Origin of the sequence: Nostoc sp. KVJ20 (genome assembly GCF_001712795.1) — a bacterium.
GTDB lineage: Bacteria > Cyanobacteriota > Cyanobacteriia > Cyanobacteriales > Nostocaceae > Nostoc.
In genome coordinates this window covers 42,137-60,117 of sequence record NZ_KV757611.1, presented here as the reverse complement: position 1 = coordinate 60,117, position 17,981 = coordinate 42,137, and the positions used below count along the sequence as shown (strand labels likewise).

Sequence of the window (17,981 nt, the reverse complement as noted above, 5' to 3'; positions counted from 1 at the left end):
TTGAAAGCCTTTCCAAGGGGGGATTAAGGGGGGTAATTTCACCTCTCTGCACACCGCCGCTTGGCAAAGAAAGTGCAAAAGCCTCCTGTAAACTGTTAACAGGAGATTCTTTAGGTGTAAAGGTCGTAATATAAGTCCAGCGATCGCTCCCTGGAATCTCTTGTCCTAACTTAAGCTGGTAGAGTAACCCAGCCCGTAACATAGATGATTTCCCACTACCGGAAGCACCTAATACAGCAATTAGGCGATGCTTATCTCTTACCTGTTTAATCAACTGCTGAGTTAGCGCACTCCGCCCATAAAAAACCTCAGCATCTTCCTTTGTCTCCTTAAAATACGACAGAGAACGATAAGGACACTTATCCTGAAAGCTTTTTTGCGAAAACTTAGTTGTCAGCAGAATTGCGCGTGCAGAATTGGCAATTAACGGACGCTGGACTGTATTCGGCATTCGGCTGATAATGAAATCTGCCAATTTGTGGCTATTAATGATCCCATCTGCGTCATTTTCCGGGTTCAATCCTGCGAGTAACGCCTGCGTCAACAACCCCTGCGCGTGGGGAATTTCCACTCCAGTTTCGTAAGAACGGGTTGCAGTAATGAAACAGTAATCTTTATCTGTGGGAATAAATTTTAACAATTCACCGCTATAGCAGCAATCTAGCCAAACAACGACTCGTTTAGCCTGACTTCTTTGCAACTGCTCACCCAACCAACTTAAAGGTATACCATAGATTTCTTCTTCCGGTAGAGCATCACTGGTAGCTATAAACACTTCTTCCTTCCCCGCCACAGTTTTGCACCACCCATGTCCTGAAAAAAAGAATAAGGCTGTTTCTGGCGTGGGGTTTGGATGAGGAGGATTGAAAAGATTAGCGATCGCTTCTTCTAATTCTTGCACCTTTACCGCCCCTTGGCGATCAATTTTACTTTCTCCCTTCTGGTTTAAAGTTCTAGGTAAACACTGAGCGCGAAAAGGTCTATAACCGTATATTTCTAGTTGTTCGGCAATTTTCTCTGCATCCTCTGCTGCTGCTGTTAGCGGCTTTAGAGTGGTGTACTCTGGGTAATAATTAATTCCAATAACTTGAGCAGCCCATTCCGATGCCATTTTTATTACCTGACTGACTCTGATAACTTTTTGGTTGAACTGTAGGCAAAATCTGTCTACAGCATTCGTTTAGGTTGTATGAAAAATCACTAGAATACAGTGCAATAAACTAAATTGATTTACACAAGCAAAGGTATAATAAAAAACATTTTAGTTAGTAAATTATTCTTTTTAGAGATAGAAAATCAAAACTGAACATGAAATATATGCTGTAATTATCTCACTGAAATTACGTTTATACTAGTCGTAGTGAGTTTGGTATAAAAACCTATGAATACAAAGGCCGATAATACTATTATCGCTTTTCTCTTGGCGTTTCAAGACTTAAAAACCGCCCTTGGAGAACAAGAGAAACAAAATTTAAAAGAAGTTGCCAAGCAATTAGACACTCAACCCAAAGCTTGGGAAGACTATATTAAAGGACGTTTATTAGAAATAATTACCCTTAATCCTGACTTAAATAATTCTTATCAACTTTATAAATCTCAATTAGATAATCTAGAAGAAATTCCTGATGATTTACTTCCTAGTGAAGCAGAAATTAGTAGACTCAATACTCTTGAAAAGGCTGCAATAACTAGAGGCTTTAAACCAAAAAATGAAGCTACAGGCTACGAAAGCCAACTTAATAATGTTGTAGTCATAGTTGGTAGTTCTTCTAAACCCGAAGAAACAGTTAAACAAGCCACATTTTTAGAAAAATTGAAACAATTTTTATCTCAATCCAATCAATCAAATTAGTTTTGCCCTTGTGATGAGCGATTTAATCTATCCGACACTCGATTTGTTTTTATATGCTTTAAAAACTTCTTTAAACACAACTGATGCAGAAACCAAAAAAAATCAAGCGGCTTTTTTAGCTCAGTTACCACCTATACCACCTAATACTCAATTCCAAGAGCATGAAGGTGAAAATGAATATTTAGAGCTTATAGAACCTGCTCGTCGAATTGACTTTATTTCTCAAGATAAAACTTTAGAAGGATACTATTATCCTGTTAGATTAAATGATACTTATGGCTTACAAATAGATTGCTCTATTAATAATCAAACTGAAACTCAACCAGCTAAGTCTTTTACAATCTTAAAAACTGAAATCGAACAAAAACTAAATAAAGAACTGGCAATAATTGGACAAACCTGGTTGCTGTCTGGTTGGCTACCAGAAAACTCGTCTCGAAATCCTGAAGAGATTGCCAAAGATTGCTATTATGCTTTATTTAAAGATACTTCTTGGCAACCAGAAAAAGGTACTTTTTTAGATGGAAAAGTTTTTGAAATAGGGCACTCACAATATATAAATCAGAGCCAAGAAAAAGTAACCACTCTTCTAAAGAGTAATCAACATCATGTGGTTATCGCTATTTATCCTCATCGAGAGAGTGCAGAACAAGCTGCGGAATTTTATAAAGATTGGATGGGTTTGTTTTGTTATCGAAGTAAGATTGCGTGGGCTTATTGGCAAAGTCGTTTAGTCAAAGAATCTTTGCTCAATCATTATAAAAAAATTGAAGAAAATAGAAAAATTACTAACCAAATTAACCATTGGCAGTCAAAGCAAAGTTTTACCACTTCTCGTCAAGTTTTAAATAACGTTGATAATATTCTCCAGCAATACACAATCGACTTACTAAACCTTTCTTTTCAAAAACAAATTATTGAAATTAATTTATCTAATTATCAACTTCGCTTGGGTTTGATTAAAGAAAAAGCAGGTCAAAATAATCAGTTAGATTTTTTAGAAAAGTTTAGCGATATAGCCAACAAAAAATATTTACCACAAATTACTAAAGATATCGAGAATATGCAGCTTGGCTTGCAACTTTTAGAAGATACAATTAACGCTACTCGCAGTCGCGTAGAAGTCGAGAAAGCAGAACGAGAGCGTAATTTCCAAGAGCTTGTAGCTGTTGCTGGTGCTGGTATAGCAACTGTATCCCTGGTAAGAGAGACAGCAAAAGATTGTAAAGATATTTTTAGTCAAGTTCGCTTCTTTTGCAACTATCCTTTAAGTGCCAGTCTATTACTTGGAATCATTGTTGGTTTTATGGTTTGGTGGCTGAGAAAACGATTCCGATAAGCGTTCGCGTAGCGTCTTGCTGGCGCAGCCTCTCGTTGAGAAGAGAAGCTTAAGCCTTCTCCCTTGGAAACGCTAGCGCAAATCGGTATCGTGAGAAGATGTAATATTATCGGTATTAGATTCCTGTTGTATTGCTCTCATAAAAATTCCTGTAGATGCTTACATATTCACCTACAGGATAAGTTGTATAATTATTTTATGTGTTATACGACTTTATTATTGTTGTACAACAGCTACTACCTCTATAAATAGACTATTCTACTGTTACCGACTTGGCCAAATTTCTTGGCTGATCGACATCCAAACCGCGACGGGCGGCAATATGATAAGCCAATAATTGCAAAGGTACTACTGTGAGAATCGGAGAAAGTAATTCTTCCACATGAGATACGGGAAGAAGATCGTTAAAGATTTCCGCAGCTTCGCCATCGTTGACAGGAGTCACGCCAATTAATCGAGAATCTCTAGCTTTGGCTTCTTGGGCATTAGAAATAACTTTTTCGTACACACTACCAGGGATTGCGATCGCAACTACTGGTACTTTCGCATCTAAAAGTGCGATCGGGCCATGTTTCATCTCTCCAGCTGGATACCCTTCAGCGTGAATATAACTAATTTCTTTTAATTTCAACGCCCCTTCTAAAGCAATGGGGAAGTTGATTCCTCTTCCCACAAAGATAAAATCTTTGGTTTCGGCGAATTCGTGGGCTAGCTGTTCGGTTAAACGTTCTTGACTTTCCAAAGTTGCTTCAATTTCTTTAGGAAGCTGCCGCAACCCGTTAATAATTTTCTCTAATGTGTCTTTGGAAACTGTCTGACGACGAGCTGCTAAATCCAATGCTAAAGCATAAAACGCCATCAGTTGAGCAGTAAAAGTTTTTGTCGCCGCTACCCCAATTTCAATTCCCGCTAGGGTACTAATGACATGCGGTACCATATCACCAAGACTGCTTTCGGGACGATTAGTAATGCCTAGTAGTCGCGCTTGATATTTGGGTTCTTTCCCCTGGCGACGTTCTTTTTCCATTGCCAAAGCTGCTAAAGTATCAGCGGTTTCACCTGATTGTGTAACACCAATAATCAGTGTGTTCGCCGTCAATGGTGATGGTGCATAGCGATATTCAGAAGCGTAATGTACCTGAGTTGAAATTCCTGCTAATTGTTCGATTAAATATTTTCCGATTAATGCTGCGTGCCAACTAGTACCACAGGCGAGGATCTGAATTTGTTCTAAATCGGTATATAAATGCGCCGGTAAACCAAGATTAATTGGGGATTCGATAGATTCGCCTGGATTAAAGTATGCTTCTAAACTAGCTCTTACTACCCCTGGTTGCTCATGAATTTCTTTGAGCATGAAGTGTTTGAAGCCCTGCTTTTCAACCATTGCAGGATTGAAGTTGAGCAGCCGGGGTTGTTTTTTCAGCCTGTCGCCAGCAAAATTGTAAATCTCAACGCCCAAAGGTGTGAGACGGGCAATTTCGCCATTTTCCAAAGGTAGCACTGCACGGGTGTAGGCAACGATCGCTGGCGTGTCAGATGCACAAAAGAATTCCCCTTGGCCAAAACCAATAACCAAAGGTGCTTGTTGACGAACAACAATCAATTCATCGGGGAAGTCAGCAGAAATAACTGCAAGTGCAAACGCCCCACGCAAGTGGTTAACGGCTTGACGAATTGCTTCTAGGAAGGGAGATGAGGCAGATGAGGGAGATGAGGGGGGAAGATTCTTTAAAAATTCGGCGATGAGATGGGGAATAACTTCGGTATCGGTTTCAGACCGAAATTCGTGTCCTTTTGCTTTGAGTTCCTCGCGTAACTCGCGATAGTTTTCGATAATGCCATTTTGCACCACCGCCACTCGCTTTGCCGTATCTAAATGGGGATGGGCGTTGTACTCTTCTGGTTTACCATGAGTTGCCCAGCGTGTATGACCAATACCAATTTGGGCAGGAGTTTCTATTTGTTCCAGTTTAGAACGCAGATTATGGAGTTTGCCTTTTGCCCGTACACAATTTACCTCACCTTCCCAAATAGTGGCGATTCCAGCAGAATCGTAGCCCCTGTACTCTAGTTTTTCCAGCCCAGCCAGTAAAATGTCTGTCGCCGCTTGAGTGCCTATATATCCAACAATTCCGCACATTGTTCACACCACTTTTTTTCAGGATGATTAAATCCAGTATAGTGTTTACCACAAACTCGACGTTTTGCAAAGAAAAAAGGGAGTAATTTACTCCCTCTACCACTAAGTATTGTTATGGATTTCGGGCTTTGACAGTGAATGCACCGTCAGCGTTTGACCTAACGGTACAAATACGGCTTTTAGGATTTAGATACCCAGAGATTTTATCCCCAATCTAAAATTACAATTTCGTAAAGCGGGCAGTGTCCACTCTACGATGCTAAAGTTGCTTGCTATTGAGAAGCTTCAAAGTCTTGAGTTCCGAGTTCCGAGTTCCGAGTGAAGAATCAAGAAATTGTTTTTTTGATTTACTTCTTTCTGTTTCAACACTCGGCACTCAGCACTCAGCACTCAGCTTTTTAGTAAGCTAGACCCATACTGCGAGTTGTTTCAGCGCCCAGGTAAACCCGGATGCTCAAAAAGTCGGTGGGACAAGCGGTTTCGCAGCGCTTACAGCCCACGCAGTCTTCTGTACGGGGTGAAGAGGCAATTTGAGCAGCTTTACAGCCATCCCAAGGAACCATCTCAAGTACATCAGTAGGGCAAGCGCGGACGCATTGGGTGCAGCCAATGCAGGTATCGTAGATTTTTACGGTATGAGACATTGAAAAAACGGCTCCTTTCGAGTGTTCTTCTCTGCGAAAGAATCATAATCAACGCATAGTCTACCGCAGTGGTTGATAGGCCGTAATCAAAAGGCTACATAACTTCAAACAATGTAATAAGCACCCAAGATATTTGTTTTTGCGCGATTGTCCCATTGACTTATTAATCAGCAACATCACAGGAGCGTATTTATCCCAGTGATATACCATGATAGGGTTGAATAGTAAAGACAGATGAAACAAAAGTCAATTTACAAAACTAGATGAGAAAGTTATCTATGCTACTTATTGATTGGTAACTATGTACCGTCAAATAGAGCCAATCTATAACGAAATGTTAACTGTTAATCGAAAGTGCCAAATTAATTTTATGGGTAATAATCTGATTTTGCGATCGCTAATTCTCCGTGTAAAAAGAAAAAACTTGGCTATCTAGGTGACATAGAAGGTTATGACTATTACTGCTTAACACTGCTTTTTCTATGTAAACGATCAATTTAGAGACTGCGATCGCAGCTATGTTTTTGAGCGATCGCAGTCAGTAATTGTAAGGGAACGCTCACAGATAACTTGTATATTTGACTGTTCAAGTCTGGCAATCTCATAAATTTTACTCCTACAGTTCAGAGTATTTCCGAAATTGCAAATTCATCATTTATCAGGGGAATTTCTGTTTGAATTTTTGGCTCACAAGGCATCACTTCCAGTTGTTCTTCTGGATTCTTCGCATCAGGCAATTTATCTTTTATATACTCAGCTTCTCGGATTTGTCTAGCAATACTTTCTAACAGCCAAAGCTGTTCTTCCACAGACAAGGCAAGGATGGAACGCTCAATTTCGAGTAAATTTGACGATATCATTTTGTTGTTGATTCCTAGCAAGGTGTATTTTTCAAAGATATTATATTCAGTCTATCTGGTTAACCTAGAGCATCGCAAATTCCCGATCATTTTCCCCACGCCTATCTTTTCACAAATCATAAGAGATTGCTAGAAATAACTAGAAGCCAATTCTATGACTTTTTAATTAAGTATTCCTGCTGAAGTAAAATGTACGCTAAACTGGCTACATGAATTACGAAACAGCTCGGAAACTCCTCATAGATCAGACAATCACAACCGAGGAAAACCCAGATGCGCTGTTAACGCGTATGAAACAGGGGAAACCACCGGTACCCGGTCAGATCACTTCGATTTTGTTAGCATTGAAAGTGGTGTTTGAAGCCCTTAAAGATGCAAAGAGCCTAGACCGAGAACTGGCTTTGGCCCTTTATCAGTTAAGTATTAAGGCGCAACAGCTATTTGGCGCAGGGCGTAAAGCCGGGGTTGATTGGCCGCCACTTCTGAAAGAAGATTTGCTACGCATTTCCTTAGCGTCTGAAAGTATCTTTTCGGGTACATGGCAAACCCTAGCTCAGATGGAGTTGGGGAAGTTGTAGGATACGGATTCAGTAATCTTTCAACGAGAAGGGATGGAGAGAGGGGGAATAACCAATGCCCAATTCCCAATTCCCAATTCCCATTAACGAATTTGCAGTTCCTTTTCTAATTTGTCTAGGTCAGTTTTAAGCAAAACCGTCATTTGACCAGTAAAAGCTTTGCCAGCCTTGGGTTGGGCAATTTCCACCCAATATACATAGCGATCGCCTACTCGCAATTCTCCCTTCAAGGCTTCCCGAATCGGAGTTCTGGCTAGACGCGCTGAGTTAACTACCTTTTGGTTGGGATATTGATACACGACTTCGGCTCGATCGTAGTCTTGATAAATCTCTAAGCCATAAATCACCCGCAAGGATTCTTGAAGGCGCTCAAATGTCATGCCGTTAATAGCATCATACATAGCAATGCGTTCAGAGCGAATTCTGCCTCGGTCTTTGGAAAACTCCACCCTACCAGGAGGCAATACCGACGCTTGAAAAGTGAATCTTTGGGCAGCAGTATCAGTTTTTTGCACAAATAATTGTTCTCCACTCCTAGGACGGAGTGTGGGATGTGCTTTAATCCAAGTGCCTACTTCTTCTGTACTTTGCCCCGGTAAAGCATTAGCTTGGGAATCAAAAAGCGTTCCCACGCACAGCCAAGGCATTAAAGATAAAGGCAAAATTAAATAGTTAAGGAGAGATTTTTTGAGCATTTTGCTGTTCGGGATTTTCATGGAAATTTCCCTATTAGGGAATAACCATAGTCTTCCCGTTTTTCAGCAATATTATTTCAATTAGTCACAGCGATAACCCAGCAAAGCCGAATCTTCTCTCTTTGCAAGAACTACAGTGTACACACAAGTCTAAAAAAGCTCGATTTTAGTTCTTCACAAGTTTCTCAACTTCTTATCCTAATGTCAAAAGTAGATTCAGCCTAGTTATTGCTAGCCCTTGAAGACCAGGTGCTTTGAAGATGAACAAGAGAAGCTTTGCAATCATAGACGGCAATGAAACTGTTGCCCAAATCGTTTATCGACTGAATGAAGTTATTACGATCTATCCAATTACACCTTCTTCACCAATGGCTGAGTGGTCAGATGCTTGGGCTAATGAAGGAAAACGCAACATTTGGGGTACTGTTCCCTCGGTGGTACAGATGCAGAGTGAAGGAGGTGTGGCTGGTGCTGTACATGGTGCTTTGCAAACCGGTTCACTGACAACCACATTTACAGCATCGCAGGGATTATTGTTAATGATCCCCAATATGTACAAAATTGCTGGGGAATTAATACCTACAGTTTTTCATATTGCCGCGCGATCGCTAGCCGCCCAAGCCCTCTCTATTTTTGGCGACCACAGCGATGTGATGGCAGCGCGTGGCACTGGTTTTGCTATGTTCTGTTCTGCATCAGTGCAAGAAGCACAAGATTTTGCTTTGATAGCAACACGTGCAACCTTAGAATCACGAATACCGTTCCTGCACTTTTTTGATGGCTTTCGCACCTCCCACGAAATTAACAAACTTGAACTGTTAGTAGAAGATGACTTGCGAGAATTTATTCCCGATGAATTAGTATTCGCCCATCGGTCACGCGCCCTCACCCCCGATAAACCAGTTTTGCGCGGTACAACACAAAACCCTGATGTTTACTTCCAAGCCAGGGAAACTGTCAATCCTTACTATTTAGCTTGTCCAGACATCACCCAGAAAGTCATGGATGAATTTGCCGCGATGACTGGGCGACAGTACCAACTATTTGAATACCACGGTGACCCAGCAGCCGAACGAGTTATTGTGCTGATGGGTTCTGGTTGTGAGGCTGTTCATGAAACAGTAGATTTCCTCAACGCCTGTGGTGAGAAAGTGGGCGTTTTGAAAGTACGACTATATCGCCCTTATGATGCTACGCGATTTGTAGCCGCCTTACCAAAAACTATCCGTAGCATCGCAGTTTTAGACCGCACCAAAGAACCCGGTGCATCTGGTGAACCATTGTATTTGGATGTAGTCGCTGCTATTCATGAAACATGGGGAAAAGAAGTAGGGGAGCAGGGAGGAGAATCTTTTCCCCTGACCCATACCACACTACCCAAAATTATTGGTGGTCGCTACGGTTTATCTTCTAAAGAATTCACACCAGCGATGATTAAAGCTGTCTTTGATAATCTTGCTGCGGCTGAACCAAAAAATCATTTTACTATCGGCATCAACGATGATGTCACCCACACCAGCTTGAATTATGACCCCGACTTTAGTATTGAACTAGATAACACAGTAAGAGCGATTTTTTATGGTTTGGGTGCAGATGGTACAGTAAGCGCTAATAAAAACTCAATTAAAATCATTGGAGAAGAAACCAACAATTACGCTCAAGGCTATTTTGTCTACGATTCCAAGAAATCAGGTTCTGTCACAGTTTCCCATCTACGTTTTGGTTCACAATTAATTCGCTCGACCTATTTAATTAGCAAAGCTAACTTTGTCGCCTGTCACCAATGGGAATTTATCGAAAAATTTACGATCCTGAAAGAAATTGTACCAGACGGTACATTCTTAGTTAATTCTCCTTATGAAAAAGATGAAGTTTGGGATCATCTGCCGACATCAGTACAAGAACAAATTATTCAAAAACGTCTGAAATTTTATGTAATTAATGCCTATAAAGTTGCTCGTCAAGCAGGTATGGCTGGCAGAATTAACACGGTAATGCAGGTTTGTTTCTTCGCCTTATCCGGTGTATTACCACGAGAAGAAGCCATTGCAGAAATCAAAAAGTCCATCCGCAAGACTTACGGCAAGAAAGGCGATGAAATTGTGCAGATGAACCTCAAAGCAGTAGATACCACATTAGAAAATCTGTATGAAGTGGGGAATAGGGAAAGGAAAATAGGGAATGAAAAAGAAAACCAATCTTCAATCCCTGGCACTGCACCTGCTTTTGTCCGTGATGTCATAGGTAAGATAATTACTCGTCAAGGGGATGAATTACCAGTTAGTGCTTTACCAGCAGATGGCACTTATCCCACTGGGACGGCGAAATGGGAAAAGCGTAACATTGCTCAAGAAATACCTGTTTGGGATACAGATGTCTGCATTCAGTGTGGTAAGTGCGTTATGTTGTGTCCTCACAGTGTCATCCGTAGTAAAGTTTACGAGCCGCAGCAGTTAGAAAATGCACCACCGACATTTAAAAGTGCTAGTGCTAAAGACCACGATTGGCAAGGCTTAAAATATACTATCCAAGTGGCAGCAGAAGATTGTACTGGCTGTGGTATTTGCGTAGATGTTTGTCCGGCGAAGAATAAATCAGAACTACGCCGCAAAGCCATTAACATGGAACCGCAACTGCCATTACGGGAACAAGAACGGGAAAATTGGGATTTCTTTTTGAATATTCCTAATCCAGATAGAAGCCATCTGAAACTTACTCATATTAATCAACAGCAGATGCAAGAACCGTTGTTTGAATTTTCTGGGGCTTGTGCTGGTTGTGGTGAGACACCTTATATTAAGTTAGCAACGCAGCTGTTTGGCGATCGCATGATTGTTGCCAACGCCACTGGTTGTTCTTCTATCTATGGCGGGAATTTACCCACTACCCCTTGGACGCACAATACCGAAGGACGCGGCCCAGCTTGGTCAAATTCGTTATTTGAAGATAATGCCGAATTTGGACTTGGTTTTCGCATTTCCATTGATAAACAGGCAGAATTCGCCGTTGAATTACTCAAACAACTGACAACAAATGTGGGTGAAGAACTGGCAAATAGTATTCTCAATGCTGAACAAAAAGATGAAGCCGATATTTGGAAACAGCGAGAAAAAGTAGCGCTGTTAAAACAGAAGTTAGATCAAATATTGACTGCGGAATTAAACCCTAATCTAAAATCTAAAATCCAAAATCTAAAATCGATTGCTGATTATTTAGTAAAAAAGAGCGTCTGGATTATCGGTGGTGATGGCTGGGGTTATGATATCGGTTTTGGAGGACTAGATCATGTCCTAGCCAGTGGATACAACGTTAATATTCTGATTCTTGATACTGAAGTTTATTCCAATACAGGTGGACAAATGTCCAAAGCCACCCCCAAAGCAGCTGTAGCTAAATTTGCATCTGGGGGGAAAGTTGCACCTAAAAAAGACTTGGGTTTAATGGCAATGACTTACGGCAATGTTTATATTGCTAGTGTAGCAATGGGCGCACGGGATGAACATACTCTTAAGGCATTCTTAGAAGCTGAAGCTTATCAAGGCCCATCATTAATTATTGCCTACAGTCATTGCATTGCCCACGGAATCAACATGAGTACGGCAATGCAAAATCAAAAAGCTGCCGTCGATTCAGGTCAATGGTTACTATATCGATTTAATCCAGAGCGTATTAAGCAGGGAGAAAACCCACTACAACTTGATTCACGCACACCAAAGTTACCACTAGAGCAATATATGTATCTAGAAAACCGCTTCAAAATGTTAACTAAGAGTAATCAAGAAACAGCACAGCATTTACTTAAAGAAGCTCAAGCAGATGTAAAAACCCGTTGGCAAATATATCAATATTTGGCGGCACGTTAAATAATTCGTAATTCGTAATTGTTTGCTTTTTTATAAAAACTTGACTTGGATTTGATCAAGAAATCCAAAATATAAAACCCTAAATGATATGAGGTTATTATGGATCTTACTACAACTTATATGGGGATGAAATTGCGATCGCCTCTTGTTCCCTCTGCATCCCCTCTATCTGAGGACATTGACAACATTCAGCGCATGGAAGACACAGGTGCAGCAGCAGTGGTGATGCATTCGCTGTTTGAGGAACAGTTGCTTCTGGAACGTTATGAACTCCATCATCACCTCACCCAAGGTACTGAAAGTTTTTCTGAAGCCTTAACTTACTTCCCTGATTTAATCAACTTTCGAGTAGGGCCAGAAGCTTATTTAGAGCATATCCACAAAGCCAAGCAGAAGGTGAGCATTCCAATTATTGCCAGTCTCAATGGCTCATCTGTTGGTGGATGGACAAACTATGCCAAACAAATTCAGCAAGCAGGAGCAGACGCACTAGAGTTAAATATTTACTACGTTCCTACCGATATGGAACTTACGAGTCATGAAATTGAGCAGACTGATATTGATATTCTTCGTGCAGTCAAAGCAGTAATAACTATCCCTGTAGCAGTCAAACTCAGTCCATACTTCACTAATACAGCAAATATAGCAAAACGTTTGGATGAAGCGGGTGCTGATGCTTTGGTATTATTTAACCGCTTTTACCAGCCGGATATTAATCTTAATCTCCTGGAAGTTGAACCCAATGTGCTATTAAGTACACCGCAATCAATGCGATTACCGTTGCGCTGGATTGCAATTCTCTATGGTCGCATTCGTGCGGATTTGGCTGCAACTAGTGGTATTCACAGGGGAGAGGATGTGTTAAAGATGCTCATGGCTGGGGCAAAGATTACGATGCTTTGCTCAGTACTGTTACGACATGGGATTAACCACATTCGAGTCATTGAGGAGGAAATATGCGAATGGATGCAAAAACACGAATACGAATCAGTACAACAAATGCAAGGGAGTATGAGTCAAAAGCATTGTCCAGACCCTAGTGCTTTTGAACGTGTCCAGTATATGCGATCGCTGACCACCTATAAACCTGAATGGAGAGCCACTATTGCAAAAATGGAGAATTAGTCAATATCTATGGGAGGATCGCTACCTTAATCACCTTTCGCGCTTTCATCTCACAAAACACCTGTTCTAAATCTTTTAATGGTCGCTGTTCACTAATAAGTAACTCAAAGGGAATTTTGCGACTAGCTATCAATGATAACGCCGATCGCACATACTCTGGTGTATTATGAAACACGCCTTTGATGGTAAGTTCGCTATAGTGTAGCTGTTCTGTATTCACAGTAATGCTGGTATCCCGTGGACATCCACCGAATAAGTTGACTGTTGCACCAGGACGAGCGCAGGCGATCGCAGTTTCCCACACACTTGGTACACCAGTGGCTTCAATCACCACATCTGCGCCCCATCCTTGGGTAAGTTCTTTCACTACACTGGGAATATCCGAGATTTTATGATAATTAAAAGTCTGGGCTGCACCCAATTTCTGACCAATTTCTAACCTGTGGTTATTACCTCCCCACAGGAAAACCTCAGCTTTCTCACTCAACGCCGCCACAAACATCAGTCCGATCGCCCCATCTCCTAAGACGACTACTTTATCTTTGGGCTTAATATGAGAACGCGCTACACCATGCAATACACAAGCTAAAGGTTCCGTCATGGCTGCCAATTCCCACGGCAACTCATCGGGAATCTGCAACAAATTATGCTCTACTATCGGTGCAGGAATTTTCAGGTATTGGGCAAAGGTACCATTATTCCAGGTCAAATTTGGACATAACGAATATTCTTGACGTTGACAAAAAAAGCACTTCATGCATGGGGCAGAATTATTAGCGACAATGCGATCGCCTACTTGCCAATTTGTCACCCCTGTACCCAAGGCAACAATTTGCCCAGCAGCTTCGTGACCAAACAGCGTCGGTAGTTTTAGCATCTTGGCATGACCACCACGCCGCCAGACTTTCAAATCTGTACCACAAGTTGTTGCTGCCCCCACTTGGATTACAACTTCGCCAGCCGCCGGAGTGGGTTCAGGAACTTGCTCTAGGCGTAAATCTTCTTGCCCATAAAGTAAGGCTGCTAACAAAACTTTAAACCTATCAATTAGCTTCATCTGATTTTACCAGGCGAAGTTAGAACTGATTAAGGCTAGTGAGCATTTGACAGCGATATTTTGGCAAAAATCTCAATCTTTTCAGATATAGTGTTTCTAATGCCGAAATTAGAACTGTAAAATCACTGTTTTTTTACTTTATGGAAGCAGCAACATTAACAGCAACAGCGATCGCTACCCTCGCTTTCACAAAAGCCTTTGAGAAGACTATTGAGACGCTCACTGAAGCAACCCTTGCCAAGATAAACGATTTACGGAAAAAAATCTGGGAGAAATTTCCGGGAAATCAGAAAGTAGAGAGAGCGATCGCCTCAGCAGAAAAAGGTTCTAAAGAAGATTTAGAAAAGATTGCTGCTTATTTACAGGTAGCAATGGATACGGATGACCAGTTTGCTCAAGAAGTGCAGTCGCTAGCCTATGAAATTCACCAAGAAATTATTATTGGCAAGCTTCAAGGGCAGAATGTACAAAATGTATATGGTGGCGAAGCTCAACAGAATAATGCCATCGACACCAAAGCCCCAGTAATTCAAGGTGGTAGTGGTAATACAATTAACATCCATTGACTACAGCCGCCCGAACGGGAACGGGTAAAGTTAAATCCCCTAGAATTTATTAAGTACACGATTATTATCCTCATTTTATTCATAGGATACGTAGTTATCCCAGACTACAGAGACAAAAATATTATGGGAAAACCAGTTAATTTACGTAAAGAATCTACTTCTATTCCAGTAGCAGAACCTTCCGCTACTCCATCGTCAGTACCTCAACTTTCACTGACTCCACTTCCCAAGCTTACTTCTCAACCCTCTTCTAATCCGGTGCAATCTCCTCTTCCTCTGCGGTCAGCAACTCAAGCATTGCAAATTTTAACTGAGAAGAAGGTTTCTTCCACTTCCTCTACTCGCGTGAAACGTTCTTCTACTGCAAAATCAGTAACTTGGCCATCAAAGGATACTCCAAAGAAGCTTAATTCCATATCTTCCTCTACTGAACAGTCAGTGCCTCAGCTTTCAGCGAGTTCAACTCCAAAGTCTACTTCTGTAACTCCCCCTAGTCGGGTAATACCTTCTCCTAATCCAGTACATCCGATAGAACCAAATCAGTCTGACCCATTCTCGGTAGCTGAACAACCTGTGCAGCCACCACAATCAATAACGTTACAAGCACCACTTACATCGAAAGAGTCATCAAAAGAACCATCAGTGACGTTGCAAGCACCACTCACATCGAAAGAGTTATCAAAAGAACCATCAGTGACGTTGCAACAACCGCTTACCTCACTAGAGCATTGACAACCAAGGCTACTAATTATACTAATTTGGCACAATCATCTATATTTAAAATCGAAATCAAACAGTACTTTGTAGCGCGGACTCTGTTAATATCAATTATTATTTAGGTCACTAAATAAAATTCTATTAGTATCTGAGGATGATTAGATAATGTTGAAGAATTTACCATTAATATTTTCCCTAGTTCCTCTATTACAACCTTTTTCAGCTTTTTCACTTAGTCGATATTTTATTTATCCTATTACAAATAACAGTAATTCTTTTAAGAGCTTAGAGACAATCATTGCCCAGCGAAAATTACCTACTTTTGAAAAGGACGGATTCGTATTTCAGTATACGGGATGCGAAAGACTCTCTTCAGATTTGGTAAAGTGTAATTTTGTAGTAAACAATAAGCAGCGAAGAAGACGGCTTGGAATTGTTCGTGAGGAGACAAGGATAGTAGATACTGCCGGTAATGTTCATCCAGCCTTACAAGTTAGTCTAGGAGGTAAAAAAGATGATTCTGTTGGACGCCTAAATGGTAATTTTGTATGGATGGCGATTAATCAAGTTCCAAGCAAGGCTCCTATAAATGGTAACGCTATATTTCGCGGAAACATAGCAAATAAAATAAAATTATTTGAAATACAGACTGGTGATTTTCTTATTGAGTTTAATGCAGAAGTAAATGCTATGCCAGTGTCGTCAATTCCACAATGAGTTTTTTACTATTTGTTGGAGAGCTATTTAATTTTTAAGAAATCTTTGAGTGTGCTTCGACCAAATGACGTGAAATATTTTGTTTGAACCATATTCTAAAAGCAGTGGAAACGCTAGGGTTGCAATTACCCACCAAACAAAAAGCCCAAATCATTCTAAGTATAAATGTGGCAGATAAAATTCAAAAATTGATATCATAGGGTGCATTAAATTTTTAATAACGCAATAATGCTTTGCAAATATTGGGTTAATCTATCCCTAATACACCCTAAATGAAAAATTGTAGATTAATATAATCCACATTCTTAGCAGTTAGTATGGGTAGTTCACAAAAAACTAGGTATTCACCGCTGGCTGGGGAACCACTCCAGTGTTCCGGGTTTCCACATTAGGCAAGCGAATACCAGTTAACAGCGGTACTTCTTGTCGGCACGACAGGCAAAACCAATATAGTTCACCATGACGGGCATGACGCAGGAGGGAACCACCGCAGCATGGGCAGGTGTTGGCTCTCGTACTCATACCAATGTCCTCCTAAAAAAAAGTTGTTGTTTTAAACTCAGAAAAAAAAGCAGTTATTAAAACTGGATGTTAGCTGCATGAATGCGGCCATTCGATTCTATGCGGTCTTTAATAATTTGTCTGTAAACAGCTTCATAACCGTTAACCATTTGGCTAACGCTAAAGTTATTTTCCACATATTTTCGACAGGTTTGACGATTGAGTTCCAAAGCTGGTGGAATCATTGCTGCCATTTCTGCATAACTGTTGCAGATAAAACCTGTTTTGCCGTGAGCAATAACTTCAGGTACGGAGCCAAAATTCATGGCAATGACTGGTGTCCCAGTTGCCATTGATTCAATCATTACTAAGCCAAAAGGTTCTTGCCAATTAATGGGGAAAAGAGTTATGGCAGCATTGCCCAGAAGTTCAGTTTTTTCGGCGTGGGTAATTTCGCCTAAATATTCGATTTGCTGACCATCTATGTAGGGGGCAATCTCTTGTTCAAAAAACTCAGAGTCTTTGATATCAACCTTTCCTGCCATCTTCAAGCGCCAACCACTCTGTTTAGCAATGGCGATCGCATGTTGCGGCCCTTTCTCTGGTGAAAAACGACCTAAAAATGCCAAATATGATGGTTCTGACGGTTGGGCTACGAATGGGTAATCTGCTAGCTCAATTCCGTTATAAACCGTGCCAACATAATTAAGATCGATTTGACGCTGCGAGTTACTAATACTGATGTATGGTTGCTTTTGGTGGTAGCTAAATGCGTAACGGTTGTCAGCTGTAAAATCATTATGCAGCGTATGAACTGTAGAAGTTACTGTTATCAAGTTCGCTAAAGGTAGTGCCGAAATCCCTACATGAGAATGGATAATATCGAATTGGGCAGCACGTTGGTAAACTTGGCTCAGTTCTAGCATTTCGTACACTGCATACTCTTTCACATTTGGGTCTAAGCGCAATGCACGCGGATAAACTGCTTGTAAATTAGCCAAAGTTTGAGAATCGCCAGAGGCAAATAAAGTTACCTCGTGACCGCGACGAACAAGTTCATCAGTTAAGCGACTCACTACCAGTTCTATTCCTCCATAATTAGGAGGTGGAACCCTTTCCCATAAGGGGGCAACTTGAGCGATTTTCATACGTTTTTTTGCTTCAGTCTATGAAATTATCCTCAATAATGAGCTACATCATTATTTTATGAGGAAAGAGCATTTGTACTTACTATTTTGACATTTAAATTAACCTAACAGGCTACTAAAAGCGCAACAATAGTTAACCGTACCGCAAACTTTCTACCGACAAATCTAACGGACTA

16 protein-coding genes are annotated in these 17,981 nt (G+C 40.8%); 8 read left to right on the top strand and 8 right to left on the bottom strand.

Going from position 1 to position 17,981, the window contains the following annotated elements:
- Window positions 1-1,111, bottom strand: a 1,111-nt coding sequence (locus A4S05_RS14480; protein WP_069070531.1) for a caspase family protein, incomplete at its 3' end; no start/stop codon positions are given.
- A 270-nt stretch (window positions 1,112-1,381) separates the two neighbouring features.
- Between A4S05_RS14480 and A4S05_RS14475 the strand changes: the two genes are divergently transcribed.
- Together A4S05_RS14475 and A4S05_RS14470 are read left to right on the top strand one after the other, a co-directional pair.
- Entirely contained in the window at window positions 1,382-1,852 is a 471-nt protein-coding gene (locus A4S05_RS14475) for a hypothetical protein (RefSeq protein WP_069070530.1), read from the top strand.
- A gap of 13 nt (window positions 1,853-1,865) precedes the next feature.
- On the top strand, window positions 1,866-3,191 hold the full coding sequence (locus A4S05_RS14470; RefSeq protein WP_069070529.1) for a hypothetical protein: 1,326 nt from the start codon (window positions 1,866-1,868) through the stop codon (window positions 3,189-3,191).
- Window positions 3,192-3,444: 253 nt separating this feature from the next.
- Here the strand turns inward: A4S05_RS14470 and glmS are convergent, their stop codons facing one another.
- From glmS to A4S05_RS14455, 3 genes are all read right to left on the bottom strand, one after another.
- Window positions 3,445-5,334 (bottom strand): glutamine--fructose-6-phosphate transaminase (isomerizing), encoded by a 1,890-nt coding sequence (glmS, locus tag A4S05_RS14465; RefSeq protein WP_069070528.1) that lies wholly within the window; start codon window positions 5,332-5,334, stop codon window positions 3,445-3,447.
- Window positions 5,335-5,732: 398 nt separating this feature from the next.
- Window positions 5,733-5,978 (bottom strand): photosystem I iron-sulfur center protein PsaC, encoded by a 246-nt coding sequence (psaC, locus tag A4S05_RS14460; protein ID WP_012411495.1) that lies wholly within the window; start codon window positions 5,976-5,978, stop codon window positions 5,733-5,735.
- Window positions 5,979-6,601: 623 nt separating this feature from the next.
- Window positions 6,602-6,838 carry a hypothetical protein gene (locus tag A4S05_RS14455; protein WP_069070527.1) on the bottom strand — a complete coding sequence of 79 codons (237 nt, stop codon included), beginning with the start codon at window positions 6,836-6,838 and terminating at the stop codon, window positions 6,602-6,604.
- 209 nt (window positions 6,839-7,047) lie between these two features.
- Between A4S05_RS14455 and A4S05_RS14450 the strand changes: the two genes are divergently transcribed.
- On the top strand, window positions 7,048-7,416 hold the full coding sequence (locus A4S05_RS14450) for a Dethiobiotin synthetase (RefSeq protein ID WP_069070526.1): 369 nt from the start codon (window positions 7,048-7,050) through the stop codon (window positions 7,414-7,416).
- A gap of 83 nt (window positions 7,417-7,499) precedes the next feature.
- On the opposite strand, the gene A4S05_RS14445 is transcribed toward A4S05_RS14450, so the two are convergent.
- Window positions 7,500-8,111, bottom strand: a complete 612-nt coding sequence (locus A4S05_RS14445; RefSeq protein WP_069070535.1) for a hypothetical protein — start codon at window positions 8,109-8,111, stop codon at window positions 7,500-7,502.
- 260 nt (window positions 8,112-8,371) lie between these two features.
- Between A4S05_RS14445 and nifJ the strand changes: the two genes are divergently transcribed.
- Both nifJ and A4S05_RS14435 read left to right on the top strand, forming a co-directional pair.
- Entirely contained in the window at window positions 8,372-11,974 is a 3,603-nt protein-coding gene (nifJ, locus tag A4S05_RS14440; RefSeq protein WP_069070525.1) for a pyruvate:ferredoxin (flavodoxin) oxidoreductase, read from the top strand.
- Between the two features lie 99 nt (window positions 11,975-12,073).
- Window positions 12,074-13,099: a dihydroorotate dehydrogenase-like protein gene (locus A4S05_RS14435; RefSeq protein WP_069070524.1), complete on the top strand. Its 1,026-nt coding sequence runs from the start codon at window positions 12,074-12,076 to the stop codon at window positions 13,097-13,099.
- A gap of 7 nt (window positions 13,100-13,106) precedes the next feature.
- On the opposite strand, the gene A4S05_RS14430 is transcribed toward A4S05_RS14435, so the two are convergent.
- Window positions 13,107-14,129: a zinc-dependent alcohol dehydrogenase gene (locus A4S05_RS14430; protein ID WP_069070534.1), complete on the bottom strand. Its 1,023-nt coding sequence runs from the start codon at window positions 14,127-14,129 to the stop codon at window positions 13,107-13,109.
- 167 nt (window positions 14,130-14,296) lie between these two features.
- Between A4S05_RS14430 and A4S05_RS14425 the strand changes: the two genes are divergently transcribed.
- The 3 genes from A4S05_RS14425 to A4S05_RS14415 all read left to right on the top strand — a co-directional run bounded on the left by A4S05_RS14425 (window position 14,297) and on the right by A4S05_RS14415 (window position 16,156).
- Window positions 14,297-14,722 carry a hypothetical protein gene (locus tag A4S05_RS14425; protein WP_069070523.1) on the top strand — a complete coding sequence of 142 codons (426 nt, stop codon included), beginning with the start codon at window positions 14,297-14,299 and terminating at the stop codon, window positions 14,720-14,722.
- 123 nt (window positions 14,723-14,845) lie between these two features.
- Window positions 14,846-15,454: a hypothetical protein gene (locus A4S05_RS14420; RefSeq protein ID WP_069070522.1), complete on the top strand. Its 609-nt coding sequence runs from the start codon at window positions 14,846-14,848 to the stop codon at window positions 15,452-15,454.
- A 150-nt stretch (window positions 15,455-15,604) separates the two neighbouring features.
- Window positions 15,605-16,156, top strand: coding sequence for a hypothetical protein (locus tag A4S05_RS14415; RefSeq protein WP_069070521.1), 552 nt, complete (start codon window positions 15,605-15,607; stop codon window positions 16,154-16,156).
- Between the two features lie 336 nt (window positions 16,157-16,492).
- Here the strand turns inward: A4S05_RS14415 and A4S05_RS38875 are convergent, their stop codons facing one another.
- Together A4S05_RS38875 and A4S05_RS14410 are read right to left on the bottom strand one after the other, a co-directional pair.
- On the bottom strand, window positions 16,493-16,678 hold the full coding sequence (locus A4S05_RS38875) for a hypothetical protein (protein ID WP_084227110.1): 186 nt from the start codon (window positions 16,676-16,678) through the stop codon (window positions 16,493-16,495).
- 56 nt (window positions 16,679-16,734) lie between these two features.
- Window positions 16,735-17,805 (bottom strand): glycosyltransferase family 4 protein, encoded by a 1,071-nt coding sequence (locus tag A4S05_RS14410; protein WP_069070520.1) that lies wholly within the window; start codon window positions 17,803-17,805, stop codon window positions 16,735-16,737.
- Window positions 17,806-17,981: the final 176 nt, after the last annotated feature.

What these genes read in the sequence shown, in the direction of transcription:
- A4S05_RS14475 (WP_069070530.1), top strand. Translation starts at nt 1,382, where the DNA reads ATGAATACAAAGGCCGATAATACTATTATCGCTTTTCTCTTGGCGTTT.
- A4S05_RS14470 (WP_069070529.1), top strand. Translation starts at nt 1,866, where the DNA reads ATGAGCGATTTAATCTATCCGACACTCGATTTGTTTTTATATGCTTTA.
- glmS (WP_069070528.1), bottom strand. Translation starts at nt 5,334, where the DNA reads ATGTGCGGAATTGTTGGATATATAGGCACTCAAGCGGCGACAGACATT.
- psaC (WP_012411495.1), bottom strand. Translation starts at nt 5,978, where the DNA reads ATGTCTCATACCGTAAAAATCTACGATACCTGCATTGGCTGCACCCAA.
- A4S05_RS14455 (WP_069070527.1), bottom strand. Translation starts at nt 6,838, where the DNA reads ATGATATCGTCAAATTTACTCGAAATTGAGCGTTCCATCCTTGCCTTG.
- A4S05_RS14450 (WP_069070526.1), top strand. Translation starts at nt 7,048, where the DNA reads ATGAATTACGAAACAGCTCGGAAACTCCTCATAGATCAGACAATCACA.
- A4S05_RS14445 (WP_069070535.1), bottom strand. Translation starts at nt 8,111, where the DNA reads ATGCTCAAAAAATCTCTCCTTAACTATTTAATTTTGCCTTTATCTTTA.
- nifJ (WP_069070525.1), top strand. Translation starts at nt 8,372, where the DNA reads ATGAACAAGAGAAGCTTTGCAATCATAGACGGCAATGAAACTGTTGCC.
- A4S05_RS14435 (WP_069070524.1), top strand. Translation starts at nt 12,074, where the DNA reads ATGGATCTTACTACAACTTATATGGGGATGAAATTGCGATCGCCTCTT.
- A4S05_RS14425 (WP_069070523.1), top strand. Translation starts at nt 14,297, where the DNA reads ATGGAAGCAGCAACATTAACAGCAACAGCGATCGCTACCCTCGCTTTC.
- A4S05_RS14420 (WP_069070522.1), top strand. Translation starts at nt 14,846, where the DNA reads ATGGGAAAACCAGTTAATTTACGTAAAGAATCTACTTCTATTCCAGTA.
- A4S05_RS14415 (WP_069070521.1), top strand. Translation starts at nt 15,605, where the DNA reads ATGTTGAAGAATTTACCATTAATATTTTCCCTAGTTCCTCTATTACAA.
- A4S05_RS38875 (WP_084227110.1), bottom strand. Translation starts at nt 16,678, where the DNA reads ATGAGTACGAGAGCCAACACCTGCCCATGCTGCGGTGGTTCCCTCCTG.
- A4S05_RS14410 (WP_069070520.1), bottom strand. Translation starts at nt 17,805, where the DNA reads ATGAAAATCGCTCAAGTTGCCCCCTTATGGGAAAGGGTTCCACCTCCT.